Origin of the sequence: Streptomyces sp. PH10-H1 (assembly GCF_030063355.1) — a bacterium.
Taxonomy (GTDB): Bacteria; Actinomycetota; Actinomycetes; order Streptomycetales; family Streptomycetaceae; genus Actinacidiphila.
Window position 1 is genome coordinate 50,414 of sequence record NZ_JASISZ010000019.1, and the last position, 25,738, is coordinate 76,151.

At 70.2% G+C, this 25,738-nt stretch carries 20 protein-coding genes and 4 pseudogenes; 16 read left to right on the forward strand and 8 right to left on the reverse strand.

All coding sequences use genetic code 11. From position 1 onward, the window contains the following. The first annotated feature begins 66 nt into the window (after window positions 1-66). The 3 genes from xseA (at window position 67) to QMK24_RS14515 (ending at window position 2,234) form a co-directional block, all read left to right on the forward strand. Window positions 67-1,293: an exodeoxyribonuclease VII large subunit gene (gene xseA / locus QMK24_RS14505; protein ID WP_283466218.1), complete on the forward strand. Its 1,227-nt coding sequence runs from the start codon at window positions 67-69 to the stop codon at window positions 1,291-1,293. Between the two features lie 9 nt (window positions 1,294-1,302). After that, entirely contained in the window at window positions 1,303-1,524 is a 222-nt protein-coding gene (locus QMK24_RS14510; RefSeq protein ID WP_283466220.1) for an exodeoxyribonuclease VII small subunit, read from the forward strand. Between the two features lie 113 nt (window positions 1,525-1,637). Further along, window positions 1,638-2,234, forward strand: a complete 597-nt coding sequence (locus QMK24_RS14515) for a malonic semialdehyde reductase (protein ID WP_283466222.1) — start codon at window positions 1,638-1,640, stop codon at window positions 2,232-2,234. A gap of 112 nt (window positions 2,235-2,346) precedes the next feature. Here the strand turns inward: QMK24_RS14515 and QMK24_RS14520 are convergent, their stop codons facing one another. Continuing rightward, a complete protein-coding gene (locus QMK24_RS14520) occupies window positions 2,347-2,874 on the reverse strand; it encodes a DUF4245 domain-containing protein (RefSeq protein WP_283466223.1) in 528 nt (175 codons plus the stop codon). Window positions 2,875-3,084: 210 nt separating this feature from the next. On the opposite strand from QMK24_RS14520, the gene glpX reads away from it, so the two are divergent. Next, a complete protein-coding gene (glpX, locus tag QMK24_RS14525) occupies window positions 3,085-4,116 on the forward strand; it encodes a class II fructose-bisphosphatase (protein WP_283466225.1) in 1,032 nt (343 codons plus the stop codon). Window positions 4,117-4,228: 112 nt separating this feature from the next. On the opposite strand, the gene QMK24_RS14530 is transcribed toward glpX, so the two are convergent. Next, complete coding sequence (locus QMK24_RS14530) at window positions 4,229-4,579, reverse strand: WhiB family transcriptional regulator (protein ID WP_283466227.1); 351 nt, start codon at window positions 4,577-4,579, stop codon at window positions 4,229-4,231. Window positions 4,580-4,929: 350 nt separating this feature from the next. Next, a pseudogene (locus QMK24_RS14535) lies at window positions 4,930-5,598 on the reverse strand (DUF1707 SHOCT-like domain-containing protein). Window positions 5,599-5,740: 142 nt separating this feature from the next. On the opposite strand from QMK24_RS14535, the gene QMK24_RS14540 reads away from it, so the two are divergent. Then, window positions 5,741-7,408, forward strand: coding sequence for a fumarate hydratase (locus tag QMK24_RS14540; RefSeq protein ID WP_283466228.1), 1,668 nt, complete (start codon window positions 5,741-5,743; stop codon window positions 7,406-7,408). A 146-nt stretch (window positions 7,409-7,554) separates the two neighbouring features. Here the strand turns inward: QMK24_RS14540 and QMK24_RS14545 are convergent, their stop codons facing one another. Next, on the reverse strand, window positions 7,555-9,093 hold the full coding sequence (locus QMK24_RS14545; RefSeq protein ID WP_283466230.1) for a ricin-type beta-trefoil lectin domain protein: 1,539 nt from the start codon (window positions 9,091-9,093) through the stop codon (window positions 7,555-7,557). A 110-nt stretch (window positions 9,094-9,203) separates the two neighbouring features. Here QMK24_RS14545 and QMK24_RS14550 point away from each other — a divergent pair, with 110 nt between their 5' ends. The 9 genes from QMK24_RS14550 (at window position 9,204) to QMK24_RS14590 (ending at window position 20,219) form a co-directional block, all read left to right on the forward strand. Then, window positions 9,204-10,634: a class II fumarate hydratase gene (locus tag QMK24_RS14550; protein ID WP_283466232.1), complete on the forward strand. Its 1,431-nt coding sequence runs from the start codon at window positions 9,204-9,206 to the stop codon at window positions 10,632-10,634. Between the two features lie 23 nt (window positions 10,635-10,657). Continuing rightward, the gene (gene fomD / locus QMK24_RS14555; RefSeq protein WP_283466234.1) at window positions 10,658-11,335 is read left to right on the forward strand and encodes a cytidylyl-2-hydroxypropylphosphonate hydrolase; all 678 of its coding nucleotides are present in this window, start codon (window positions 10,658-10,660) and stop codon (window positions 11,333-11,335) included. 156 nt (window positions 11,336-11,491) lie between these two features. Next, window positions 11,492-12,160: a class I SAM-dependent DNA methyltransferase gene (locus QMK24_RS14560; protein ID WP_283466235.1), complete on the forward strand. Its 669-nt coding sequence runs from the start codon at window positions 11,492-11,494 to the stop codon at window positions 12,158-12,160. A 115-nt stretch (window positions 12,161-12,275) separates the two neighbouring features. Further along, window positions 12,276-14,426, forward strand: coding sequence for a SpoIIE family protein phosphatase (locus QMK24_RS14565; RefSeq protein ID WP_283466237.1), 2,151 nt, complete (start codon window positions 12,276-12,278; stop codon window positions 14,424-14,426). A 114-nt stretch (window positions 14,427-14,540) separates the two neighbouring features. Continuing rightward, complete coding sequence (locus tag QMK24_RS14570) at window positions 14,541-15,989, forward strand: catalase (RefSeq protein ID WP_283466239.1); 1,449 nt, start codon at window positions 14,541-14,543, stop codon at window positions 15,987-15,989. Window positions 15,990-16,059: 70 nt separating this feature from the next. After that, the gene (locus QMK24_RS14575; RefSeq protein ID WP_283466293.1) at window positions 16,060-16,296 is read left to right on the forward strand and encodes a Uma2 family endonuclease; all 237 of its coding nucleotides are present in this window, start codon (window positions 16,060-16,062) and stop codon (window positions 16,294-16,296) included. Window positions 16,297-16,549: 253 nt separating this feature from the next. Next, window positions 16,550-17,074 carry a PadR family transcriptional regulator gene (locus QMK24_RS14580; RefSeq protein WP_283466241.1) on the forward strand — a complete coding sequence of 175 codons (525 nt, stop codon included), beginning with the start codon at window positions 16,550-16,552 and terminating at the stop codon, window positions 17,072-17,074. After that, complete coding sequence (locus QMK24_RS14585) at window positions 17,071-17,772, forward strand: ABC transporter ATP-binding protein (RefSeq protein ID WP_283466243.1); 702 nt, start codon at window positions 17,071-17,073, stop codon at window positions 17,770-17,772. Before QMK24_RS14580 ends, QMK24_RS14585 begins: the two co-directional genes overlap by 4 nt. Continuing rightward, window positions 17,769-20,219 (forward strand): FtsX-like permease family protein, encoded by a 2,451-nt coding sequence (locus QMK24_RS14590; protein WP_283466246.1) that lies wholly within the window; start codon window positions 17,769-17,771, stop codon window positions 20,217-20,219. The genes QMK24_RS14585 and QMK24_RS14590 overlap by 4 nt, the downstream gene beginning before the upstream one ends. A gap of 43 nt (window positions 20,220-20,262) precedes the next feature. Here QMK24_RS14590 and QMK24_RS14595 read toward each other — a convergent pair. Next, a pseudogene (locus QMK24_RS14595) lies at window positions 20,263-21,031 on the reverse strand (hydrogen peroxide-inducible genes activator); the annotation flags it as partial. Between the two features lies 1 nt (window position 21,032). Between QMK24_RS14595 and QMK24_RS14600 the strand changes: the two are divergent. Further along, a pseudogene (locus QMK24_RS14600) lies at window positions 21,033-21,260 on the forward strand (peroxiredoxin); the annotation flags it as partial. A 6-nt stretch (window positions 21,261-21,266) separates the two neighbouring features. Further along, window positions 21,267-21,662: pseudogene (locus QMK24_RS14605) on the forward strand (carboxymuconolactone decarboxylase family protein). A 64-nt stretch (window positions 21,663-21,726) separates the two neighbouring features. Here the strand turns inward: QMK24_RS14605 and QMK24_RS14610 are convergent. The 3 genes from QMK24_RS14610 to phoH2 form a co-directional block, all read right to left on the reverse strand. Beyond that, window positions 21,727-23,142 carry an AI-2E family transporter gene (locus QMK24_RS14610; protein WP_283466248.1) on the reverse strand — a complete coding sequence of 472 codons (1,416 nt, stop codon included), beginning with the start codon at window positions 23,140-23,142 and terminating at the stop codon, window positions 21,727-21,729. Between the two features lie 169 nt (window positions 23,143-23,311). Next, window positions 23,312-24,001, reverse strand: a complete 690-nt coding sequence (locus QMK24_RS14615) for an aggregation-promoting factor C-terminal-like domain-containing protein (protein ID WP_283466250.1) — start codon at window positions 23,999-24,001, stop codon at window positions 23,312-23,314. A 403-nt stretch (window positions 24,002-24,404) separates the two neighbouring features. Next, window positions 24,405-25,724, reverse strand: coding sequence for an RNA 5'-3' helicase PhoH2 (gene phoH2 / locus QMK24_RS14620; RefSeq protein ID WP_283466252.1), 1,320 nt, complete (start codon window positions 25,722-25,724; stop codon window positions 24,405-24,407). Between the last annotated feature and the right edge of the window lie 14 nt (window positions 25,725-25,738).

The window sequence follows — 25,738 nt, forward strand, 5'->3', positions numbered from 1 at the left end:
GATTGAGGACAGAGTGATCCTCGCCGGAGGCGAACCGGTGTCGGGGGTGGCGGATACGCTCGGGGAATGGCTCTGAGTACGTCGGCGGATACGCCGATCCCCGTCGGCGAAGTGTCGCGGCTGATCGGCGGGTGGGTGGACCGGCTCGGCGCCGTCTGGGTGGAGGGGCAGATCACCCAGCTGTCGCGGCGCCCGGGCGCGGGTGTGGTGTTCCTGACGCTGCGCGACCCGTCGCACGATGTGTCGATCTCGGTGACGTGCTTCCGTGCGGTCTTCGACCAGGTCGCGGATGTGGTCGGCGAGGGCGCCCGCGTCGTGCTGTTCGCGAAGCCGGAGTGGTACGGGCCGCGGGGGCAGCTGTCGCTGCGGGCGACGGAGCTCCGGCCGGTGGGCGTCGGGGAGCTGCTGGTCAGGCTGGAGCAGTTGAAGAAGGCACTGGCGGCTGAGGGGCTGTTCGCACTCGACCGCAAGAAACCGCTGCCGTTCCTTCCGCAGCGGATCGGGCTGGTGACCGGCCGCGCCTCGGCGGCGGAGCGCGATGTGCTGGAGAACGCGCGGCTGCGCTGGCCCGCCGTCCGCTTCGAGGTGCGCAATGTGCCGGTGCAGGGTGTCCACGCGGTGCCGCAGGTGGTGGAGGCGGTACGCGAACTGGACGCGCATCCGGAGGTCGACGTGATCATCGTGGCGCGCGGCGGCGGCAGCGTGGAGGATCTGCTGCCGTTCTCCGACGAGGAGTTGGTGCGGGCGGTGGCGGCGTGCCGTACGCCGGTCGTGTCGGCGATCGGGCACGAGCCGGACTCACCGCTGCTGGACCTGGTGGCGGACCTGCGCGCGTCGACGCCGACGGACGCGGCGAAGCGGGTGGTCCCGGATGTGGGCGAGGAGCTGACGCGGGTCGAGCACCTGGGGCTGCGGGCGCTGCGCGTGGTGACCGGTCTGCTGGACCGTGAGCAGCGCGGTCTCGACGCGGCGCTGAGCCGGCCCTCGATGGCCCGGCCGCACCGGATGGTGGAGGAGCGCGAGGAGCAGGTCGAGGCGCTGGTGGACCGCAGCCGCCGTACGCTGCGGCATCTGCTGGACCGGGCGGACGGCGAACTTGAGCACACCCGGGCGCGGGTGGTGGCGCTCTCCCCCGCCGCGACGTTGCAGCGCGGCTATGCGGTGCTGCAGCGTACGGACGGCTCAGTGGTGCGCGCGCCCGACGAGGTGGCGGCGGAGGACGAGCTGCGGGCCCGGGTGTCCGGCGGTGCGTTCATGGTCAGGGTCACCGGGACTGTCGTACCGCCCGCCTAGTCTTGGACCATGGCAGAACAGGACACGCTGGGATACGAGCAGGCCCGGGACGAACTGGTCGATGTGGTGCGGCGGCTGGAGGCCGGCGGCGCGACGTTGGAGGAGTCGCTGGCGCTCTGGGAGCGCGGCGAGGAGCTCGCACGGGTGTGCAGGCGGTGGCTGGAGGGCGCGAGGGCCCGGCTGGATGCGGCACTGGCCGAGGGCGCGGACGAGGAGTCCGCCGCTGAGTGATGTGACGAGCGTCACGCCGGACCCAGGAATCGTTGAACTTTCACACACGTTGATGAGAGTGTTCAGGACGTGCCCATGCGGCGCAAATTGCCACGATTCCGTAAGAGGTTCCTATGTCTCTCGTACTCGACGCTTCCGCCCAGGACCTGCTCTTCCGTGAGGCCCGCACGGCGAACACCTTCACCGACGAGCCCGTCACCGACGAGCAGATCCAGGCGATCTACGACCTCGTCAAGTACGCGCCGACCGCGTTCAACCAGCAGCCGCTGCGTATCGTCCTGGTGCGTTCCGCCGAAGGTCGCGAGCGCCTCGTGCAGCACATGGCCGAGGGCAACCGGGCGAAGACCGCCGCTGCCCCGCTGGTCGCGATCCTCGCCGCGGACAACGAGTTCCACGAGGAACTGCCGACCCAGTTCCCGCACTTCCCGCAGGCGAAGGACATCTTCTTCTCCGAGCGCGCCGTGCGTGAGCAGGCCGCCACCCTGAACGGCTCGCTGCAGGCCGGCTACTTCATCCTCGGCATCCGCGCCGCCGGCCTGGCCGCCGGCCCGATGACCGGCTTCGACGCCGCGGGCATCGACAAGGAGTTCTTCACCGACGGCGACCACTCGGTCCTCGCCGTGGTGAACATCGGCAAGCCGGGCACCGACTCCTGGTTCCCGACGCGCAGCCCGCGACTGGCCTACGACGAGGTCGTCACGACCGTCTGATCCCCCGCACCCTTCGCACCCTCCCGAACGCCGGGCGCCCGTCACGGGCCGCCCGGCGTTCGCGCGTCACGCGGGCGAACCAGCCCGGGACCGGTACCCGTACCGAAGCCCGTCAGGACGCCTTGAGCGCGGCGGCCAGCTCAGCGAGCTGGTCGTCCGGGGCGGTGCCGGTGATCATCGTCGTGACGCCCTTCTCCACCCGCACCAGGGCGTTGTACTTCGGGCCCTTGTAGCGGTCCCACGTCACCCCGCCGGCCGTGACCGTGCGGGCGCCGTCGCGGACTGCCTTCTTGCTCTTCTCCGTGATGAACTTCGCCGCCGGGGCGTTGCCCTGCTCCACCGCCGCGTACTCGTTCTGCGGGTCCACGAAGCCCAGGTGCCACTCGATGGCCGCGGCGTCCTTGGCGTTGTACGTCACCGTGGTCGCGCGCCAGTCCTTGCCGAGTCCCTCGGGCGCGGCCACCGGGAAGGGCGCGTCGCGCCGGGCCTGGCTCAGTTCGGACTGGAAGCCGATCGGCTTGACCGGGTCCGCGTTGGGGTCGTGCGGAATGAACACGTAGATGACCGCGACGACGGCGCCGATCACCACCATCGACAACACCAGGTCCCGCACCGTCTGCTTGCCGCGCTTGTTTGCCACGCCTCCATGGTCCCCCATACCGGCCGGTGCCCGGGCCCGGGGGTCGACCGCCCCGGGCCCGGGGGTCGACTGCCCAGGCCCGGGCGTGCCCGCTCACGGCCCCGGGGGTGGCGCGCTCATGTGACGTGCGCCCTGCTCACATTCGCGATGACCCGATAAGGTCACAGCACCCTCTTTTCCGGCCGTCCTCGTACAGAAAGGTGCGCTGTGATGACCGAACAGCATTTGCCGCCCCAGCTAGAAGTGAGTCCCGAGGCTCCCGATCGCAACCTTGCTCTCGAACTCGTCCGGGTGACCGAGGCCGCCGCCATGGCAGCCGGTCGCTGGGTCGGCCGCGGCGACAAGAACGGCGCGGACGGCGCCGCGGTGAAGGCGATGCGCACGCTCGTCTCCACCGTCTCGATGAACGGCGTGGTCGTCATCGGCGAGGGCGAGAAGGACGACGCCCCCATGCTCTTCAACGGCGAGCGGATCGGCGACGGCACCGGTGCGGAGTGCGACGTCGCCGTGGACCCCGTCGACGGGACCACGCTCACCGCCAAGGGCATGGCGAACGCTGTGGCCGTACTCGCCGTCGCCGACCGCGGCACGATGTACGACCCGTCGGCTGTCTTCTACATGGACAAGCTGGTCACCGGCCCCGAGGCCGCCGACTACGTCGACATCATGGCGCCCGCGTCGGTGAACGTCCGCCGGGTCGCCAAGGCCAAGCACAGCGCGCCCGAGGACGTCACCGTCATGATCCTCGACCGGCCGCGCCACGACGGCCTGGTCAAGGAGATCCGGGAGACCGGCGCGCGGATCAAGTTCATCACCGACGGCGATGTCGCGGGCGCGATCATGGCCGTACGCGACGGCACCGGCGTCGACATGCTGATGGGCATCGGCGGTACGCCGGAGGGCATCATCGCCGCCTGCGCGATCAAGTGTCTCGGCGGCACGATCCAGGGCCGGCTGTGGCCGAAGGACGACGCCGAGCGGCAGCGGGCGATCGACGCGGGCCACGACCTGGACCGCGTGCTGCACACCAATGACCTGGTCAGCGGCGAGAACGTGTTCTTCGTCGCGACCGGCATCACGGACGGCGAGCTACTCCAGGGCGTCCGCTACCGCGCCGAGACCGCCACCACCGAGTCACTGGTGATGCGCTCCAAGTCCGGCACGATCCGGCAGATCTCCTCCACCCACCGCCTGTCGAAGCTGCGCGCGTACAGCGCCATCGACTTCGACCGCGCGCGCTGAGCGCGAGCGGCCACTGAGCCGTCGCCGGGCGCGGTGGACACGCGCCGGGCGATGGACGAACGAAGGGGCCGGGCCCGCCGACTGACGCGGCGGACCCGGCCCCTTCGTTCCTTCAGCCTGCGGCGGCGATCCTGGCCGGTCGCGGCAGCTCCGCCTCACGGCGGCGCCTGCGGGCGAGTACGACCCGGCGTTCGGCAGCGGTCAGACCACCCCACACGCCGTACGGTTCGGGCTGCAGCAACGCATGTTCGCGGCATTCCAGCATCACCGGGCAGCGGGCGCATACCCGCTTGGCGTTCTCCTCACGGGACAGCCGCGCAGCTGTCGGCTCTTTCGACGGGGCGAAGAACAACCCCGCCTCATCACTGCGGCACGCCGCCTCCGAGTGCCATGGGCCTGCCAGATCCCGTGGGTGACTCGGCGGGAGGGCAGTGTCCTTGACGGGCTCGATCGGTTGAAGCACGGGATACTCCTGACGACGGCTCGGCGTTTGTCACCCTTGCCCGTCACCGCGGGTGTGCTCCCAGCGTGTTATTTCAGCGGTCTCAGCGGGGAGGAACCAGGCGAGCGACGTGGTCGAAGCCCTACCCGCTGTGCGCGGGTTCATGCGCACCGTGTTCGCCGCCGACCCCTCTCGATCGAACATCCGTCCGACAAAAGCGCGCAGTAGCGATCATCGCCGTCGGAGATCACTGCAACAGCCCTGCTGAATGCTGGCCACTGGCGGAAACCTCCAAGGGCCCACGGGGCGTAAACCCGCACCATGCATGGCGTAAACGCGCGGCATGCAACCGGAATGGGACGCCCCGGACGTCACCCGTCGAGACGCTTGTTCACCCATTCCTTCAGGCGCTTGCCGCGCTTCGGCTTCGCCTCGACGCCGCCGAAGATCGCGGTGCCGGTGACGATGACGACCGGGGCGTTGGGGTCCGGCGCCTCGTACGTCTTGACCTCGAAACCGCCGAAGATTCCGGTGCCGCTGCCACGCAGAGTGACGTTCTCCGGGACACGCACCTCGACGCCGCCGAAGATGGCGGTGGCGTGGATCACGATCTGCTGGTGCTGGAAGACGGCTTCGGTGAGGTCGATCTCCACACCGCCGAAGCAGGCGAAGGCATTGGTACGGCGGCCGACGAGCCAGCGGCCCTTGCGGACGGCGCCGCCGAAGACCGCCACGAGGTTCTCGGCGACCACCGGGGCGGAGGGGTCGGCGAGCGGGGCGAGCGGACGCGGGCCGCCCTCCCTGGTGGCCGGCAGATCCCGCACCAGCGGTTCCAGCTCGCCGAGGGTCTTGGCGGCTTAGACCTGGTCGAGGCGCTCCGAGTGCTCCTCGGAGCTCAACCGCCCCTCGGCGAGGGCATCACGGAGAATGTCGGAAATGCGGTCCCGATCGGCGTCGGACGCGCGCAGCTCCGCTTCGGTGGTCGGCTTGTGCGTCGGCACCGGCTGCTGCGACTTCTTCTGGAGCTGCGATTCATCCACCCGCCTACCGTACACAAACGCGATAGATCGCGACTAGTGCGGGTGAGCCGTACCTCACAACAAACAGAGCGCCGTGGCGCTCTACGCTTGTCGGGATTCGTCGACGCAGCCGAATGACGCAGCCGAGTGAGGAAGCCCCCCCATGCCCGAGTTCTCCCATACGGACCTCCTCCCGCTCGGCGAGGACACGACGCCGTACCGGCTGATCACCTCCGAGGGCGTGAGCACCTTCGAGGCCGACGGCCGCACCTTCCTCAAGGTCGAGCCGGAAGCGCTGCGCACGCTCGCCGCCGAGGCGATGCACGACATCTCGCACTATCTGCGTCCGGCCCACCTCACGCAGCTGCGGCGGATCCTCGACGACCCCGAGGCGTCTCCGAACGACCGCTTCGTGGCGCTGGACCTGCTGAAGAACGCGAACATCGCGGCGGCCGGCGTGCTGCCGATGTGCCAGGACACCGGCACCGCCATCGTCATGGGCAAGCGCGGCCAGCACGTGCTCACCTCCGGCGGTGACGAGGAGGCGCTGTCGCACGGCATCTACGACGCCTACACCAAGCTCAACCTGCGCTACTCGCAGATGGCCCCGCTGACCATGTGGGAAGAGAAGAACACCGGCTCGAACCTCCCGGCCCAGATCGAGCTGTACGCGACCGACGGCGGCGCGTACAAGTTCCTGTTCATGGCCAAGGGCGGCGGCAGCGCCAACAAGTCGTTCCTCTACCAGGAGACGAAGGCGGTGCTCAACGAGGCCTCCATGATGACGTTCCTGGAGGAGAAGATCCGCTCGCTGGGCACCGCGGCCTGCCCGCCGTACCACCTGGCGATCGTGGTCGGCGGCACCAGTGCGGAGTTCGCGCTGAAGACCGCCAAGTACGCCTCGGCGCACTACCTCGACGAGCTGCCGGGCGAGGGTTCGCCGTCAGGGCACGGCTTCCGGGACCAGGGCCTGGAGGAGAAGGTCTTCGAACTGACGCAGAAGATCGGCATCGGCGCGCAGTTCGGCGGCAAGTACTTCTGCCACGACGTGCGCGTGGTGCGGCTGCCCCGGCACGGCGCGTCGCTGCCCGTCGCCATCGCGGTGTCCTGCTCGGCCGACCGGCAGGCCGTCGCGAAGATCACCGCCGAGGGCGTCTTCCTGGAGCAGCTGGAGACCGATCCTGCGCGCTTCCTCCCCGAGACCACGGACGAGCACCTGACTGCATCCGATAGCGGCTCCGCCGAGGGCAACGCCGTCCACATCGACCTGAACCGGCCGATGGACGAGATCCGCGCCGAGCTGTCCAAGTACCCGGTCAAGACCCGGCTGTCGCTGTCCGGCACGCTCGTCGTGGCCCGCGACATCGCGCACGCCAAGATCAAGGAGCGGCTGGACGCGGGCGAGTCCATGCCGCAGTACCTGCACGACCACCCCGTTTACTACGCGGGCCCGGCCAAGACCCCCGAGGGCTTCGCCTCCGGCTCGTTCGGCCCCACCACCGCGGGCCGGATGGACGCGTACGTCGAGCAGTTCCAGGCGGCCGGCGGCTCGTTCGTCATGCTCGCCAAGGGCAACCGCTCCAAGCAGGTGACCGACGCGTGCAAGGCGCACGGCGGCTTCTACCTCGGCTCGATCGGCGGCCCGGCCGCGCGGCTCGCCCAGGACTGCATCAAGAAGGTCGACGTCCTGGAGTACGCGGAGCTGGGCATGGAAGCGGTCTGGAAGATCGAGGTCGAGGACTTCCCCGCCTTCATCGTCGTCGACGACAAGGGCAATGACTTCTTCAGCGATCTGTCGGGCCCGGTCCTCTCGATCGGCCGCCGCGGCTGATCCGCCAACCCGGATCCGCGCGCACGGACGGGCCCCGCCGCTCCATCGGCGGGGCCCGTCCGGGTACCACGAGCCGTTACGCGAAACGCTCTGCCCGAAGCGCGTCACGCCGAACGCATCACGCAGCACGCAGCACGCGTCACGTCCTATGCGAAGCGCTGGCTCGCCGAGCCGTCGCAGGCCGCCAGCTTCAGCGGCGAACTCGCGGCGCTCTGGGTCACGCACAGGCCGGTGGCCGCCGCCGGGCGGATCGTGCCCGCCGTCAGGGTGAACCTCTGATTGGCACCACCGTGGCAGTCCCACAGGATGAGGCCGGTTCCGGCGCTGTAGTTCGCGGCCGGTACGTCCATGCACCGGTCCTGGGTGAGCTGGATGTGCAACGACTGATACTGGCTGTCATAGGTGAACGACTGGTTGCGGCCGCCGTGGCAGTCCCAGCCGAGCAGCGATGTGTTGTTGCGCGACGAGCCGCCGTTGGCGTCCAGGCACTGGCCGGTGGCCGCGTTCTTGAGTGGCTTGAACGCGTCGTCCCAGCCGCCCTGTCGGAGCACCGGAGTACCGGTGCTGGCCGGGTCGGCGCAACCGGCTTCCTGCCAGCCCGAGTTGTAGAGTTGGGTGAGGCAGGAGGCGAAGGCTGCGTGGCCGCGGACGTTGGGGTGGAAGGACTGGCGCACGGAGTTGGCGTCGGGCGGGAAGGGGTTGGTGACGTTCACGACCAGCCCGCGCGCCCAGGTGTTCTCAGTGCACGCCTCATGCCCGTGGAAGAGCCGGGAGTTGTCGAGGTAGACGGCGCCGGTGTCCTCGGCCGCCTTGCGCATGCCGAGTTCGAAGGCGGGCACCGCGGAGTTGCGGCCCCAGGCGAGGTCCTCGTCGTAGCCGGTGCAGCCACCCGGGATCTTGCCGGGGAAGTTGGGGTTGTCGTAGATGTCGGGGCTCATCGGGCTGGGGTAGCCCATCACTACGAGCTTGTAGTCGGCGTCGGCGTAGCCGGCGTCGCGCATGACCGTCCGCAGGTCCTGCACGGTCGACTCGACCTTGGGCACCAGCCCGTCGACGCGGGCCTGCCAGCCGGGCGCGTACTTGGACTGGCAGGTGCCCTGCAACAGGAACCAGCGCTCCACGCAGTCGGTGATGACCGGGCCGAACTGCAGGTCGTCATTTGCCCCGGCGACCAGCACCACCATCTTGATCTTCGTGTTGCGGGCCTTGACGGCGAGGCTGTCGCTCTGCACCAGCTCGTCCGGGTACTGCTTGCTGCCGCCGATCCTGATGTTTCCGGTGTAGGCGCCCGAGCAGGCGACGTTGTACGTCTCGTCGGCCGGGATGCCGGTGCGGTGGATGGCGGAGTCCGGGGAGCGGTGGCACCAGTTGTTCGGGCCGTCGGTACCCGCCTCGTAGGTGCCGACACCCTCGCCGGAGATCTCGCTGTCGCCGAGCGAGATCAGCCCGGTCTTGCGGTCGGCCATCGGCCGGACCGCGGAATCCCCGTACAGGGCGGTGGCCTCCGCCGCCCGGATCCCCTCCAGCTCGGCGGAGAGCGGCTTGACGCTGCTGCTCTGCACGGCGCTGCTCTGCGCGGCGGCGGAGGCCGTGGTGGCCAGGCCGGTTCCGCCCGCGAGGACGGTCGCCAAGACGGCCAGTGCCGCCCCGGCGGCACGACAGCGTCTCTTCCTCGACATGCGCATGCGTCGCTCCTTCCACAGGAATGAAATGGGCTTCGGCACTGTCCTACCGATGGGTGTTACTTGGAAGTAGTACGACAATGGGAATGTTGCCGAGGGAAGGGATTCCAGCCATGTCCGAGGACCGATCCCAGGACCGAGCCCAGAACCGAGCACAGGAACAGCCGTTCCGGATCGAGCACGATTCGATGGGCGAGGTACGGGTGCCGGCGGACGCGAAGTGGCGGGCCCAGACGCAGCGCGCGGTGGAGAACTTCCCGATCTCCGGCCAGCGGATCGAGCGCGCGCACATCGAGGCGCTGGCCCGGATCAAGGCCGCCGCCGCGAAGGTCAACGCCGGCCTCGGCGTCCTGGACAAGGACATCGCCGAGGCGATCCAGGAGGCGGCGGCCGAGGTCTCGGACGGCCGCTGGGACGGGCAGTTCCCCATCGACGTGTTCCAGACCGGCTCCGGAACGTCCTCCAACATGAACGCCAACGAAGTCATCGCGACCCTGGCCACCGAGCGGCTCGGCCGCGACGTTCACCCGAACGACCACGTCAACGCGTCCCAGTCGTCGAACGACGTCTTCCCGTCCTCCATTCACATCGCCGCCACGGCCGCAGTCACCGCCGACCTGATCCCGGCGCTCGACCACCTCGCGGCGGCCCTGGAGCGCAAGGCGGCCGAGTTCGCGGACGTCGTGAAGTCCGGCCGTACCCATCTGATGGACGCCACGCCCGTCACCCTCGGCCAGGAGTTCGGCGGTTACGCGGCCCAGATCCGGTACGGCGTCGAGCGGCTGCGGGCCGCGCTCCCCCGGCTGGCGGAACTGCCGCTCGGCGGCACCGCGGTCGGCACCGGCATCAACACCCCGCCCGGTTTCTCCGCCGCCGTCATCGCCGAGGTGGCGCGGGCCACCGGGCTGCCGCTGACCGAGGCGCGCGACCACTTCGAGGCGCAGGGCGCCCGGGACGGCATCGTGGAGACGTCCGGCCAGCTCAAGACGGTCGCGGTCGGGCTGACCAAGATCGCCAACGATCTGCGCTGGATGGCCTCGGGCCCGCGCACCGGCCTGGCCGAGATCAATCTGCCCGACCTCCAGCCGGGCTCGTCGATCATGCCGGGCAAGGTCAACCCGGTGATCCCGGAGGCGGTGCTGATGGTCGCGGCCCAGGTCACCGGCAACGACATGACGATCACGCTGGCCGGCGCCGCCGGGAACTTCGAGCTCAATGTGATGCTCCCGGTCATCGCCAGGAACGTCCTGGAGTCCGTCCGGCTGCTCGCCAACGTCTCCCGGCTGCTCGCCGACCGCACGGTCGACGGCATCACCGCCAACGTCGAGCGGGCCCGCGAGTACGCCGAGTCCTCGCCCTCGGTGGTCACCCCGCTGAACAAGTACATCGGGTACGAGGAGGCGGCCAAGGTCGCCAAGAAGGCCGTGGCGGAGCGCCGGCGGATCCGGGACGTGGTGATCGAACTGGGCTATGTCGAGCGGGGAAAACTGACCGAGGAGCAGCTGGACGAGGCCCTCGATGTGCTGCGCATGACCCATCCTTAAGGGCCGATCCGTAAGATCTGTTCATGACAGCCGACACCCTTCTTGACGGAAACGGGCCGAGTACCAGCGGCTACTGGTCGCCGGGTGAGCAAGTGTTGTGGCGTTATCGGGGCAACGGCACCGACGAGCTGCACATCTGCCGCCCAGTGACCGTCGTGCGCGATGACGCCGAGCTGCTCGCGGTCTGGATGGCGCCCGGCACCGCGTGCGTGAAGCCCGTGCTCGCCGATGGGTCGCCGATCCACCGTGAGCCGCTCGCCACCCGCTATCTCAAGCCGCGCACTACGCGCGTCGAACAGTGGTGGGGAGCGGGTGTGCTGAAAATCGCACACCCGGGCGAGCCGTGGTCGGTATGGCTGTTCTGGGACAAACGCTGGCATTTCAAGAACTGGTACGTGAACCTGGAGGAGCCGCGCCGACGCTGGTCCGGCGGTCTGGACTCCGAGGACCACTTCCTCGACATCGCGGTCCGCCCGGACCGCAGCTGGCACTGGCTGGACGAGGACGAATTCGCCCAGGCGCAGCTCGCGGGCCTGATGACGGCCGACCGGGCCGAGCGGGTACGGTCCGCCGGACGGCAGGCGGCCGGGGTGATCCGCTCCTGGGGACGTCCGTTCCGGGACGGGTGGGAGGACTGGCGCCCCGATCCGGGCTGGGCGGTGCCGTCACTTCCGGACGACTGGAACCGTCCGGCAAAGTGACCTCGTGAGCCCCTTGATGCTCCCCGGGTCGTCAAACGTAGGATCGTGCTCCGCAACACTGCGCAATTCCGAACCACGACCCAGAGTCTGACGCCAAGTCATCAAGCCCAGTCTCAACCCCAGACATCAGTCACGCATCCAAGGAGGCCCGAGGCAGTGGGAACCGGCGGCTACGAGGACATAAAGCTGGACCGCAGAGGCCAGGCCGAGGCGTTCGACGCGATAGGCGACCGGTACGACGAGGCGTTTCCCCACAAGGACGGCCAGCTCGCCGCGGGACAGTGGCTCGCCGAGTCGCTGCCCCCCGGATCGCGGGTGCTCGACCTGGGCTGCGGTACCGGCCTGCCCAGCACCCGGCAGCTCGCCGACGCCGGGCACCACGTCACCGGTGTCGACCTCTCCGCCGGCATGCTCGCCCTCGCCGCGCAGTACGTGCCGCAGGCCGTCTTCCGCCAGGGCGACATCGCCGACCTGCGCCCCGGCGGCTCGCTCGACCTCGGCTCCTTCGACGGAGTCGCGGCCTTCTTCTCCCTGCTGATGCTGCCGCGCACGGAGATTCCCTACGCATTGCGCGCCATCCATGATCTGCTGGAGCCCGCGGGTCTCCTCACCCTCTCGATGGTCGAAGCGGATGTGGATGACTTCGCAATCCCGTTCCTTGGTAACACCATCCGGGTATCCGGTTATCTACGGGATGATTTGCACCAGGTAGTGGCGGACGCGGGCTTCGAGGTCATCGAGGAGGAGTCGTACGCCTATGCACCGGCGAGCACCGATGTGCCGCCGGAGGAGCAGCTCTTCCTCTACTGCCGACGACGCGCCTGACACGGCCCAATCCCCGCCGCGGCCAGCGCGTGGCGCACAACCGGATGGAACGACTCGCGTGACCACGGATCGCACGCCCCCGCCCCCGGCGCGGCAACCGGGAATGGATGCCGCCATGCCGGCACCGCTGCCGGACCCGCGCGGCGGCTTCCGCCTGCCCCCGGGCTCCGAACGGCCCGCCGGCTCCGACCGGCAGGACCAGCCCGCCACCACCCCGCCCCAGGCGGTCTCCGACGACCACTCCGCACGGGACCGGGACCGGCAGGCGGCGAAGGCCGCGGGCACTCCCCGGCGCGACCCCACGGCCGACGCGACGTTCGCGAGCACTCCGCCGCGCGGCACCGCGGGCCCGGCCGGCTCCGCCATGGAGCCCGCCGGCCATCCCCGCCATGAGGAGCCGGCCGGCACCCGGATCCCCGCACCCGCCACGCCCGCCTCCTCCGCCGTCCCCGCCCCGTCCGCCTCCGAGGCCCCCGCCACCCGGTCGGCCCCCGAGGCCGAACGGCTGCGGTACGTCGGGGCGGCCACCCGGCGGATCGCCCGCGGCCTGGACCTCGACGAGATCCTGCTGGGCCTGTGCCGGTCCGCGGTGCCCGCGTTCGCCGACGCGATCCTGGTCTACCTGCGCGACCCGCTGCCGGTCGGCGACGAACGGCCGTCCGGGCCGCTCGTGCTCCGGCTGCGGCGCGCCGACGGCGGCCTGGACGAGCCCAGCGGGCAGTCCTACGTCGGCACCGTGCTGCCCCCGGTGCCCGCGGAGCCGGCCTACGGCGGCGCCGCCGAGAGCACCCTCGTACGGCTGGACGGACCGCTGGCCGAGGTGCTGCGCGGGGTACGCCCGGTCTTCGCGGAATCCCCGCAGTCGGCGGCGGCGCTGGAGGAGCTGCTCCGCTTCGGCGAGGGGCCCGCGGCCTCCGCCGGCGCGTCCCGGTCCGGATTACACCCCGAGCCGGCCACCGCCAGGAACGACGGAGGCCAGCACCATGTCGTCCTGCCGACCGGCCGCCGCGCGATCCTCGCTCCGCTGCGCGGCCGCCGCCGGGTCATAGGCGCCGCCGTGCTGCTGCGCCGCCCCGACCGGCCGCCCTTCGAGTCCGACGACCTGCTGGTCGCCGCCCAGCTCGCCACGCACACCGCGCTCGGCGTCGACAAGGCCGTGCTGTACGGCCGCGAGGCGTACATCGCGGACGCCCTGCAGCGCGAAATGCTGCCCGACTCCCTGCCGCAGCCCACCGGGGTGCGGCTGGCCAGCCGTTATCTGCCGGCCGCGGAATCGGCGCGGGTCGGCGGCGACTGGTACGACGCGATCCCGCTGCCCGGCAGCCGGGTCGCGCTCGTGGTCGGCGACGTCATGGGCCACTCCATGACCTCGGCGGCGATCATGGGCCAGCTGCGCACCACCGTGCAGACCCTCGCAGGACTCGATCTGGCTCCGCAGGAGGTGCTGTACCACCTGGACGAGCAGGCCCAGCGGCTCGGCAGCGACCGCATGGCCACCTGTGTGTACGCGGTCTACGACCCGATCGCGCACCGGCTGGTCGTGGCCAACGCCGGACATCCGCCACCGATCCTGCTGCACGCCAACGGCCTGGCCGAGGTGCTGCGGGTACCGCCGGGCGCGCCGATCGGCGTCGGCGGAGTGCCGTTCGAGGCGGTCGAGCTGCCGGCGCCCGCCGGCGCGACCCTCGTGCTGTACACCGACGGCCTCGTCGAGTCGCGCACCCGCGATGTGTGGGGCGGCATCGAGCTGCTCCGGGAACGGCTGCACGACGCCGCGACCGTCCTGTCGCCGCCGCCCCTGGAACCGCTCTGCGACGAGATCCTGGAGATCCTCGGCCCCGGCGACCGCGACGACGACATCGCGCTGCTCGCGGCCCGCTTCGACGGGATCTCGCCGAGCGACGTCGCCTACTGGTACCTGGAGCCGCAGCCGCAAACCGCCGGCCGGGCCCGTCGGCTCGCCCGTCAGGCACTGCGCCGCTGGGACCTGGAACACCTGATCGAACCGACCGAGCTGCTGGTCAGCGAGATCGTCACCAACGCCGTGCGGTACGCCGAGCGGCCGATCACCCTGCGGCTGCTCCGGACGGACGTACTGCGCTGCGAGGTCGGCGACGACGCGCCGCTGCTGCCGCAGATGCGGCACGCCCAGCCGCAGGACGAGGGCGGGCGCGGGCTGTATCTCGTGAGCCGGATGGCACAGCGGTGGGGGGCGACGCGGCTGAGCGCGGGCAAGGTGGTCTGGTTCGAGCTGGCGATCCCGTAGCGTCCGGGCGACCGCGCCGTTGCCCGGCGTGCCGAGCGAGTGGTTCAGTGCAAGGGTGGTCGGGGAAGCGACCACCCGGTACAGGACTCTCGACTCGAACGGGAGGCATACGCGATGAGCACCCCGTACACCACCAACAACGCCGGAATTCCGGTGGAGAGCGATGAACATTCGCTGACGGTGGGACCGGACGGACCGATCCTGCTGCAGGACCACTACCTGATCGAGAAGATGGCCCAGTTCAACCGCGAACGGGTCCCCGAGCGGGTGGTGCACGCCAAGGGCAGCGGAGCGTACGGCAGCTTCGAAGTCACGAACGACATCAGCCAGTTCACCAAGGCCGATCTCTTCCAGCCCGGCAAGCGGACCGAGATGCTGGCCCGCTTCTCCACCGTGGCGGGCGAGCAGGGCAGCCCGGACTCCTGGCGTGACCCGCGCGGCTTCGCGCTCAAGTTCTACACGGAACACGGCAACTACGACCTGGTCGGCAACAACACCCCGGTCTTCTTCGTCCGTGATCCGATCAAGTTCCAGGACTTCATCAGGTCGCAGAAGCGCCGCCCGGACAGCGGGCTGCGCGACCACGACATGCAGTGGGACTTCTGGACGCTGTCGCCGGAATCCGCGCACATGGTCACCTGGCTGATGGGCGACCGGGGCATCCCCAAGAACTTCCGGCACATGAACGGCTACGGCTCCCACACCTACCTGTGGGTCAACGGCGCCGGACAGAAGTTCTGGGTCAAGTACCACTTCAAGACCGACCAGGGCATCGACTTCCTCACCCAGGCCGATGCCGACGCGCTGGCCGGCCAGGACGGCGACGCCTTCCGGCGCGACCTGTTCGACTCGATCGTGCGCGGCGACCACCCGTCGTGGACGCTGCGGGTGCAGGTCATGCCGTTCGAGGACGCGGCGGACTACCGGTTCAACCCCTTCGACCTGACCAAGGTGTGGCCGCACGGCGACTACCCGCTGATCGAGGTCGGCCGGATGACGCTCAACAAGAACCCGGAAGACTTCTTCGTCCACATCGAGCAGGCCGCCTTCGAGCCGTCGAACCTGGTGCCGGGCATCGGCCCGTCCCCGGACAAGATGCTGCTCGGCCGGCTCTTCTCGTACCCGGACACCCACCGCTACCGGATCGGCCCGAACTACGCGCAGCTCCCGCCGAACCGGCCGCACTCGCGGGTCGACTCCTACGCCAAGGACGGCCCGATGCGGTACGAGCCGTCCCGCGCGGCCGCCCCCTACGCGCCGAACTCCTACGGGGGGCCGGCCGCCGACACCCAGCGGTTCGGCGAACCGGCGGGCTGGGCGACCGCGGGCGAGATGGTCCGCGAGACGTACGCGCTGCACCGCGAGGACGACGACTGGGGGCAGGCCGGCACACAGGTGCGGCAGGTCCTCGACGACGCCGCCCGGCAGCGGCTGGTCACGAACGTTTCCGGCCATCTGAAGGACGGAGTCAGCGCACCCGTACTGGAGCGCGCGCTGCAGTACTGGCGCAGCATCGACAAGGAGATCGGCGACCGTATCGCGGTCGCCGTCAACGGCGGCTGACCCCGCCGCCGCCCCTCCCCCCGCGAGACGCAGCCCCGGCGCACGTGTTACCCCCCTCCGTGCCCCGGGGCTGCATCGTGTCGATGGCGATGGGGCCAAATGTTCGATATGTCGCACGCGCAGATGGCCGGCCTACATGATCGTCAACCGCAAGAACCAGCGCATTCACGTCCTCACCGACCCGTTCGCCAACGAGTACCAGAACCACCGCGTCTACGCCCCCGGCGAGAGTTTCACCCTCCCGTCGTCGGTCGGCGCCGAGGTCGAACTCTCCGTCGACCACATCCTGGCCGCCGCCCGCCGCTGACCATCGCGGCGCGAGCTCGGCACGAGCGGTGCCCCCAGTCGACCTCCGCCATACTCCGGCGCCAGCGGGCGTGCGCTGGTCGCCGCCCGCCAGACCATCGTCGAAGGCGGGGTCGTCCTGTGCGGGGGCCGCGCCGCCCAGCCCGTCCTCCCGGACGCCGCCCGGCTCATCGCTCACAACCGGCTGACCTGCACCGATGGACCAGACACCACGTCTATACACACCACGTATACACCTCGTGTAGAGTGCTGGCATGTCAATCGGCCACACCCTGCTCGGACTCCTTGAGTCCGGCCCACGCCATGGTTACGACCTCAAGCGCGCCTTCGACGAACGCTTCGGCCACGACCGCCCGCTGCACTACGGGCAGGTCTATTCGACGATGGCGCGGCTGCTGAAGAACGGGCTCGTGGAGGTCGAGGGCATAGAGCCCGGCAGCGGCCCCGAGCGCAAGCGGTACGCGATCACCGACGCCGGGCTGACCGACGTCGAGGCGTGGCTCGCCCAGCCCGAGAAGCCCGAGCCGTATCTGCAGACGACCCTGTACACCAAGGTCGTACTGGCTCTGCTGACCGGCCGCAGCGCCGTCGGTCTGCTGGACACGCAGCGCGCCGAGCACCTGCGCCTGATGCGTGAGCTCACCCGCCGCAAGTCCGGCGGCGATCTCGCCGACCAGCTGATCTGCGATCACGCGCTCTTCCACCTGGAGGCGGATCTGCGGTGGCTGGAACTCACCGCCGCCCGGCTCGACCAGCTCGCGACGGAGGTACGCAAGTGACCGGCTCCACCCCTCTGCCCAGCCTGCCGCTCCTCTCCGCCGACGCGCTGCACAAGACCTACGGACCCACCCCTGCGCTGGACGGCGCGGACTTCACCATCCGCTCCGGCGAGGTCGTGGCCGTGATGGGCCCGTCCGGCTCCGGCAAGTCGACGCTGCTGCACTGTCTGGCGGGCATCGTGCGGCCCGACTCCGGCAAGGTCCTCTACCGCGGCGACGAGCTGTCCGCGATGTCCGACGCCGAGCGCAGCGCCCTGCGCCGCGGCGACTTCGGCTTCGTCTTCCAGTTCGGCCAGCTCGTCCCCGAGCTGACCTGCGTGGAGAACGTGGCCCTGCCACTGCGGCTGAACGGCACCAAGCGCAAGGTCGCGGAGCGCCAGGCCACCGAGTGGATGCAGCGGCTGGAGGTCGACGACCTCGGGCACAAGCGCCCCGGCGAGGTCTCCGGCGGCCAGGGCCAGCGAGTCGCGGTGGCCCGCGCGCTCGTCGGCGGCCCGCGGGTGATCTTCGCGGACGAACCGACCGGCGCGCTGGACTCGCTCAACGGTGAGCGCGTCATGCGACTGCTCACGGACGCCGCCCGCGACACCGGCGCGGCCGTGGTGCTCGTCACCCACGAAGCGCGGGTCGCCGCGTACTCCGACCGCGAGATCGTCGTGCGCGACGGCAAGTCCCGGGACATGGAGCGGGTCGCGTGAGCCAGGACCGCACACCACCGCCCTCCGATACGCCTCCCGATGAGGGCACCGACACGCAGACCGGCGCCAAACCGCGTACCGATCTCCGTACCTGGGCCCGCGACCTCGCGCTCGGCGCGCGCTTCACGCTCGCCGGCGGCAGGGAGGGCTGGACCCGCACCCTGCTGACCGCCGTCGGCGTCGGCTTCGGCGTGGCGGTTCTGCTGCTCGCCGCCGCCGTCCCGGCGATGATGGACGCCCGCTCGCAGCGCAGCACCGCGCGTGACGACATGTACTTCGGCGCCAAGCTTCCGCCCGCCGCCACCACGATGCTGATCCACTCGACCGACACCTCGTACCGCGGTGAGTCCGTCTACGGCCGGGTGCTGCGGCCCGACGGTGCCGAGCCGCCGATCCCGCCGGGTCTGTCCAAGATCCCCGCCCCGGGCGAGATGACGGTCTCCCCCGCCCTCGAAAGGCTGCTCGACTCCCCGGAGGGCAAGCTCCTCAAGGAGCGGCTGAACTTCCGCGTCACCGGCACCATCGCCAAGGACGGTCTGCTGGGGCCGGGCGAACTCGCCTACTACGCGGGCAGCGACACGATCACCGACGCGCACGCCACCCGCGTCGACCGGATCGGCGGCGGCCACCACATGTCGGCGGGTCTGGGCGCGGTCCTGACCCTCCTCGTCGTCATCGGCCTCATCGTGCTGCTGATGCCGGTGGCCATCCTCATCGCCACCGCCGTCCGCTTCGGCGGCGAAACCCGCGACCGGCGGCTCGCCGCGCTGCGCCTGGTCGGCGCCGACACACGGATGACGCGGCGGATCGCGGCCGGCGAGGCACTCGTCGGTTCGCTGGCCGGACTCGTCTTCGGCCTCGGGTTCTTCCTGGTGGGGCGGCACTTCACCGGGCAGATCACGCTCTACGACATGAGCGTCTTCTCCTCCGACGTCAGGCCCAGCACCGGACTCGCCCTCCTGATCGTGCTCGCCGTTCCGGCCGCGGCCGTCGCGGTCACCGTCTTCGCGCTGCGCGGCATCGCGATCGAACCGCTGGGCGTCGTCAGGAACGCGGGGCTGCGCAAGCGGCGCCTGTGGTGGCGGCTGCTCATCCCGGTCGCCGGCCTGGCGCTGCTGGCCCCGCTGTTCGGCGGTGTCCGGGGCAATGCGCAGCTCAACGAGTACCAGATCTCGGCAGGCGCGGTGCTGCTGCTCGTCGGTGTCACCGCCGCGCTGCCCTGGCTGGTCGAACTGGTCGTCAACCGCTTCGGCGGCGGCCCGGTCCCCTGGCAGCTCGCCACCCGCCGCCTGCAGCTCAACAGCGGCGCGTCCGCCCGCATGGTCAACGGCATCACCATCGCGGTGGCCGGGGCCATCGCCCTGCAGATGCTGTTCAGCGGAATCCAGGACGACTTCACCTCCAGCACCGGCAAGGACCCGAACCGGGCCCAGATGCAGGCCAACATGCAGGTCAAGGACGGCCCGCAGGCTACGGCGGCCATCACCGCGTACCGGACCACTCCGGGTGTGCGGTCGGCACTCGGACTCGTCCAGGCGTACGCCATCCCCGACGGCGCGGCGGCGAAGGCCAAGGCCGCCGGCACGCCCGACGCGGCGAACGACATCCCCTCCTTCCCGGTGATCGTCGGCGACTGCGCCGCGCTCAGCGAGATCGCCGCTGTGAGCGACTGCGCCGACGGCAGCGTCTACCGCGTCCTCCCGGACGCGCAGCAGGCGTCCTCCAGTCCTCCCGCCGTCGCCGGCCCCGGCACCCGGATCGACCTCAACGGCCCGCAGAACATGGGGATCACCGGACCGCCGAGGCTGTGGACCGTCCCGGCCGCAGTCCGCACGGTGAAGAGGCGCACCAGCCCGTCCGGCAACCAGGAGTGGGGCATCCTCGCCACCCCTGGCGCCCTGGATGTGGCACGGTTGCGGGAGCCGAACGCCGTCGTGCTGTTGAAGCTCGACGCACAGCGGGCGGACGCGGAGGACCACGTCCGCAACACCACCGCCAGGCTGGGCGACGCCGCACAGGTCATGAAACTCCAAGGCACCGAGACAGCACGGAAGTTCACCAGCATCAAGCGCGGTCTGCTCATCGGGGCGACGACGACGCTGCTGATGATCGGCATCAGTCTGCTCGTCTCCATGCTGGAGCAGCTGCGCGAGCGCAAGAAGCTGCTCGCGGTTCTGGTCGCCTTCGGCACCCGTCGCTCCACGCTCGGGCTGTCGGTGCTGTGGCAGACCGCACTTCCGGTCGCCCTCGGGCTGGCAGTGGCGGTCGTGGGCGGGCTCGGCCTCGGTTCCGTGCTGCTGAAGATGGTGGGTTCGCCGATCCGGGTCGACTGGGCAAGTGCCGCCACGATGACGGGTGTCGGCGCGGGTGTGGTGCTGCTGGTCACCCTGCTGAGCCTGCCGCCGCTGTGGCGCATGATGCGCCCGGACGGCCTGCGGACGGAGTAGCACCGACGGATCCGGCACCAGTCGTCGGCCGGGCATACCTCCCTCAAGCCCGGCCGGCGCCCGTGTCCTCGCCGTGGTCGTCCAACACCCGGACGGGCAGCGGTCGCAGCGCTTCGCGCAGTGCGGCGGCGAACGAGGTGAACTCCTCCGCGCGGGCGGCCCCGCCGCGCATCGCGAGCGCGATCCGCCGCGACGGCGCCGGATCCGCGAAGTACCCGGTCGACAGCTGGTCGTTGCGTCCCGTCTCGACCAGCACCGCGGTGCGCGGCAGCAGCGTGACACCCAGCCCGCCCGCGACCAGCTGCACGAACGTGGACAGCCCGGCGGCGGTGGTCGTCACCAGCGCTCCGTCCGGCCGTCCGGCCGTCCGGCCTCCCGGCCTCCCGGCAGATGTCGAGCGCCTGGTCGCGCAGACAGTGCCCCTCGTCGAGCAGCAGCAGGTCCATCTCCCGCAGCGCCGCACGCGGGATGGCCATCCGACCGGCCAGCCAGTGCCCTTGCGGCGCGACCAGCACGAAGTCCTCGTCGAACAGCGGCAGTTCGGTCACTCCCGGCATCCCGAGCGACACCGCGAGCAGCAGCAGGTCGAGCCGCCCGCCGGTCAGTCCCTCCAGCAGGGACGAGATCTGCTCCTCGTGCACCTGCAGATCCAGCGCCGGGTACCGGTCATGGACGAGCCGCAGGACCGTCGGCAGCAGATACGGCGCGACGGTGGGGATCACCCCGAGCCGCAGCACACCGGTGAACGGCGCGCGGGCCGCTTCGGCCTCCTCCAGCAGACCGCCGAGCGCGTCGAGCACGCTCCGTGTCCGCTCGGACCTCGGTATCCCCGGCGAGGACGGCTTCGCGCAGCGGGCCGTCTTCATCGTCGACCCCAACAACGAGATCCAGTTCACGATGGTGACCGCCGGTTCCGTGGGCCGTAACCCCAAGGAGGTCCTGCGGGTGCTCGACGCCCTGCAGACCGACGAGCTGTGCCCGTGCAACTGGAGCAAGGGCGAGACGACTCTCGACCCGGTCGCGCTTCTCGCGGGCGAGTGATCTGAGATGTCCCTCGACAACCTGAAGTCGGCGCTCCCCGACTACGCCAAGGACCTCAAGCTGAACCTCAGCTCGGTCATCGGCCACGCAGAAAACACAGCACTCCTGACGCAGCAGCAGCTGTGGGGCACCGTGCTCGCCGTCGCCATCGCATCGCGTTCGCCGCGTGTGCTGAGCGAGCTGGAGCCGGATCGGCAACCCGGGTGTGGAGAAGGTGGACTTCGAGCTGTGGTCGCTGGCGCTCTCGGCCGTCAACGGCTGCGGTCAGTGCCTGGACTCGCACGAGGCCGTGCTGCGCAAGGCGGTGTCTCGCGCGAGACGATCCAGGAGGCGTTCAAGATCGCCGCCGTCGTCCAGGCGGTCGGAACGACCCTCGACGCCGAGGCCGTCATCGCCGGCTGAGGGCTACACAACACGTACGACGGCCCCCAACCATCGGTCGGGGGCCGTCGTACGTGCAAGACCCTTAGGCCGGGCTCGCCGGGTCCGGAAGGCCCGCCGGGCTCACCGGGGCGAGATCCTCCACCGTGGCGCCGTGCGGGCCCGGCTCCGTGGCCATGGCGGCCTCACGGGCGTGGCTGCGCAGGTAGCCGACGACCGTGTTCGTCACGGCGACGAGCGGGACCGCGACGACGGCGCCGCCGATACCGGCGATGAGCGCTCCGGCCGCGACCGAGAGCACGACGGCCAGCGGGTGTACGCGGACGGCGCGGCCGAGGATGAAGGGCTGCAGGATATGGCCCTCGATCTGCTGGACCGCGAGCACCACGATCAGGACCATCAGAGCCGTGAAGGGCCCCTCGGTCACGAGCGCGACGACCATCGCCAGCGTGCCGGAGGCGACGGCACCGACCAGCGGGACGAACGCGGCCACGAAGATGACGACGGCCAGCGGCACCGCCATCGGCACGTTCAGGATGTAGATGCCCACGCCGATGAAGACGGCGTCGATGAGAGCCACTATCACCGTGCCCCGCACATACAGCGTCAGCGTCCGCCAGGCGCGGGGCCCGGCGCCCGCGAGGCCGTCGCGGGCGGCGGCGGGGAACAGCTTCAGCGTCCAGTTCCAGATGTTGCGGCCGTCGTAGAGCAGGAAGAGCGTGCTGAACATCGCCAGCAGTATGCCCGTGAGCAGCTCGACAATGACGGTGACGCCCTGCAGGCCGGCGTCGGTGACCGCCTTGGTGTTGGTACTGATCGTGTCGGTGAGGTTCTTCGCGATCTGGTTGATCTGGTCCTCGGTGACATGGAACGGGCTGTTGAGCAGCCAGCGCTTCATCTCGCCGACGCCGTCCTGGAGCTTGGTGGACAGGTCGTCGACGTTGTTCATCACCTGCCAGACCACGAACCAGCCGACCAGACCCATCAGCACGAAGCCGCCGATGAAGGTGATGCCGGTGGCGAGGCCGCGCGGCACCCCGGCGCGCCTGAGGCGGCCCACGACGGGCTGGAGCAGCGCGGTGATGAGCAGCGCGGCCACGAAGGCCAGGATCACCAGGTGGATGGCGTCGATCACCTTCATGAGCACCCAGACCATGCCGGCCAGCACCAGCAGCCGCCAGGCGACCTCGGCCCCGACGCGCATGCTCCACGGCACGACGCCCAGGGGATCGGGCAACTGCCCGGCCGGAGCCTGCGGCGGATGCCCGGGCGCTGCGACGGCCTTGGGCGCGGGACGCGGATCCCTCCGCGCCCCGGTCTCCGGGGCGTACTCCGGCCCGGGCTTCGGCCGTGGCTTCGGCTTCGGCCCGGTCGTCTCCGGCGGGGCGTCGGGCTGCTCGTCCTGCTCCGCCCGGACCTCCGCGCGCCGCTCATCGAGGCGGTCGGCGAGCTTGGCCAGCCCGGCGGCCACCACTGCGCCCCAATGGCGCTTTTCCGACATCGCGTTCCCCTGCCCCTTTGTTCCGGCACCGCACCGGTGAGGAGGACGACGTTACCCGTGCTCCGGGTTGCCTCCGAGGCCATCCCCCCTCCCGCTCCGGACCCCGCTCATGAGAATGCCCCCCGGCCGGCAAGGGTCGGGGGGCATTCACGCGAGCGTGACCGGCGGTCTAGTAATTCTGGTGGACCTGCCAGTAGGACCAGGCACCGCACGGACTGTGATAGCGGTCGTTCATGTAGTTCAGGCCCCACTTGATCTGCGTGGCCGGATTGGTCCGCCAGTCGTCGCCGACGGAAGCCATCTTCGAGCCGGGGTACGACTGCACGAGCCCATAGGCACCTGAAGAGGGGTTCGTCGCCGTGTAGTCCCAGCCGCTCTCGCGCTCCACGATGTTGGAGAAGCACTGGAACTGGTCGGCACCGACGATCTGCTCCGCCATCGCCTTGACTTCGGCGGTCGTGTACGAGCTCTTGGTGGCGAACGTCGCGCGCTCGTTGGAACGGCTCGCGGCGGCCTTCGTCTCCGCCTCTCGGTCGGCCTTCGCCTTGGCGGCCGCGTCGTCGGCGGCCTTCTTCTTGGCGGAGGCGTCCTTGGCTGCCTTCTGGCGCGCGGCGTCCTCAGCGGTCTTCTTGGCTGTCGCGTCGGCGGCGTCGGACTGTGCCTGCGCCTGCTGCGTCAGTGAAGCCTGCTGAACCTGCTGGCCAGCGGGTATGTCCGCGAGTACGGTCGTCGCGCCGACGGCTTCGACAGGCTGGTTGGAGCCCTGGTCAGCGCCTGCTGCGACGCCGACTACGGCGCCCACGGTGGTGACTGCGGTGGCCGAGGCCACAGCGAATCCCCGGACCGAGATCCGGCTCACACGGTTGTCCTTCCAGCATCGGCCGCGTGGTGACCTCGCGGACGAAATCGTGCCCCTGAACGCTGGCCTCCCCTTGTTCCGGACCGCGAACGGTCCGACTGGTCACGGGGGCACTGGCCCGGTGCGGATCCCTGACGGGATTCCGCGTGGTGCTCGGGCGGCCTACGGCGGCGGCGCTGTTCAGTTCTGGGGTTCCGCACCGCTGGGGGTGCGGGTGTGCCGTAAGCGGGGCCTGACAGCGTCACACCCTAGCCGGAAGGGAACGCCGTCAAGCAATTTATGGTTGCGTGGCAAACGTCACACGCCTCGTTGGTCCGAAAATACCGGCGCACTGCCCCCGACAACGCTAGGCTGCTGCGCCCCTTGGGGGCGCAGCAGCCTCAACTCACGCACCGTTACCGGGTTATACCCCGTTGTCCTCCAGCAACTCCGTCACCAATGCGGCGATTGGGGAGCGTTCGGACCGGTTGAGCGTGATGTGCGCGAACAGCGGATGTCCCTTGAGTTTCTCGACGACGGCCACCACGCCGTCGTACCGACCGACCCGCAAATTGTCACGTTGCGCCACATCATGGGTCAGAATGACCCGCGATCCGGAGCCGATTCGCGACAGAACGGTCAGCAGGACATTCCGTTCGAGCGACTGGGCCTCGTCCACGATCACGAACGCGTCGTGGAGCGACCGGCCCCGGATGTGCGTGAGCGGCAGCACTTCCAGCATGCCCCGCGCCACGACCTCCTCGATGACCTCCTTCGATGTCACCGCGGACAACGTGTCGAAGACCGCCTGAGCCCAGGGGCTCATCTTCTCCGACTCACTGCCCGGCAGATATCCCAGCTCCTGTCCGCCCACCGCGTACAGCGGCCGGAAGACCATCACCTTGCGGTGCTGCTGCCGCTCCAGCACGGCCTCCAGGCCCGCGCACAGGGCCAGCGCCGACTTACCGGTGCCTGCCCGGCCGCCCAGCGACACGATCCCGACCTCGGGATCGAGCAGCAGATCCAGCGCGACCCGCTGCTCCGCGCTGCGGCCGTGCAGCCCGAAGGCCTCCCGGTCGCCGTGCACCAGCCGCACCCGGCCGTCCTCGGTCACCCGGCCGAGCGCCTTGCCGCGCTCGGACTGGAGCACCAGACCGGTGTGCACGGGCAGGTCGCCCGCCTCGGGCAGGACGATGACTTCTTCCGCGTAGAGCCTGTCCACCTCCTCCGCGTCGACCAGCAGCTCCTCCATACCGGTCCAGCCCGACGTGATCGCCAGCTCGGCCCGGTACTCCTCGGCCGCGAGGCCGACGGAGGAGGCTTTCACCCGCAGGGGCAGGTCCTTGGAGACGACCGTGACGTCGTACCCCTCGGCCTGCAGATTGCGGGCGACCGCCAGAATGCGCGAATCGTTGTCGCCTAGCCGGAACCCGACGGGGAGCACCCCGGGGTCCGAGTGGTTCAACTCGACACGGAGCGTGCCGCCCAGCTCGCCGATCGGGATCGGGGCGTCGAGCCGCCCGTACTTGATCCGGAAGTCGTCGAGCAGCCGCAACGCCTGGCGGGCGAAGTAGCCGAGTTCTGGATGGGCCCGCTTGGCCTCCAACTCCGTGACCACCACCACCGGGAGCACGACTTCGTGCTCGTCGAAACGGGTGAGGGCGTTGGGGTCGGCAAGCAGGACGCTGGTGTCGAGGACGTAAGTGCGCCGGTCGTGCTCCCGGCGATTCTTGCTTTTCACCACGTGTGGACGAACCC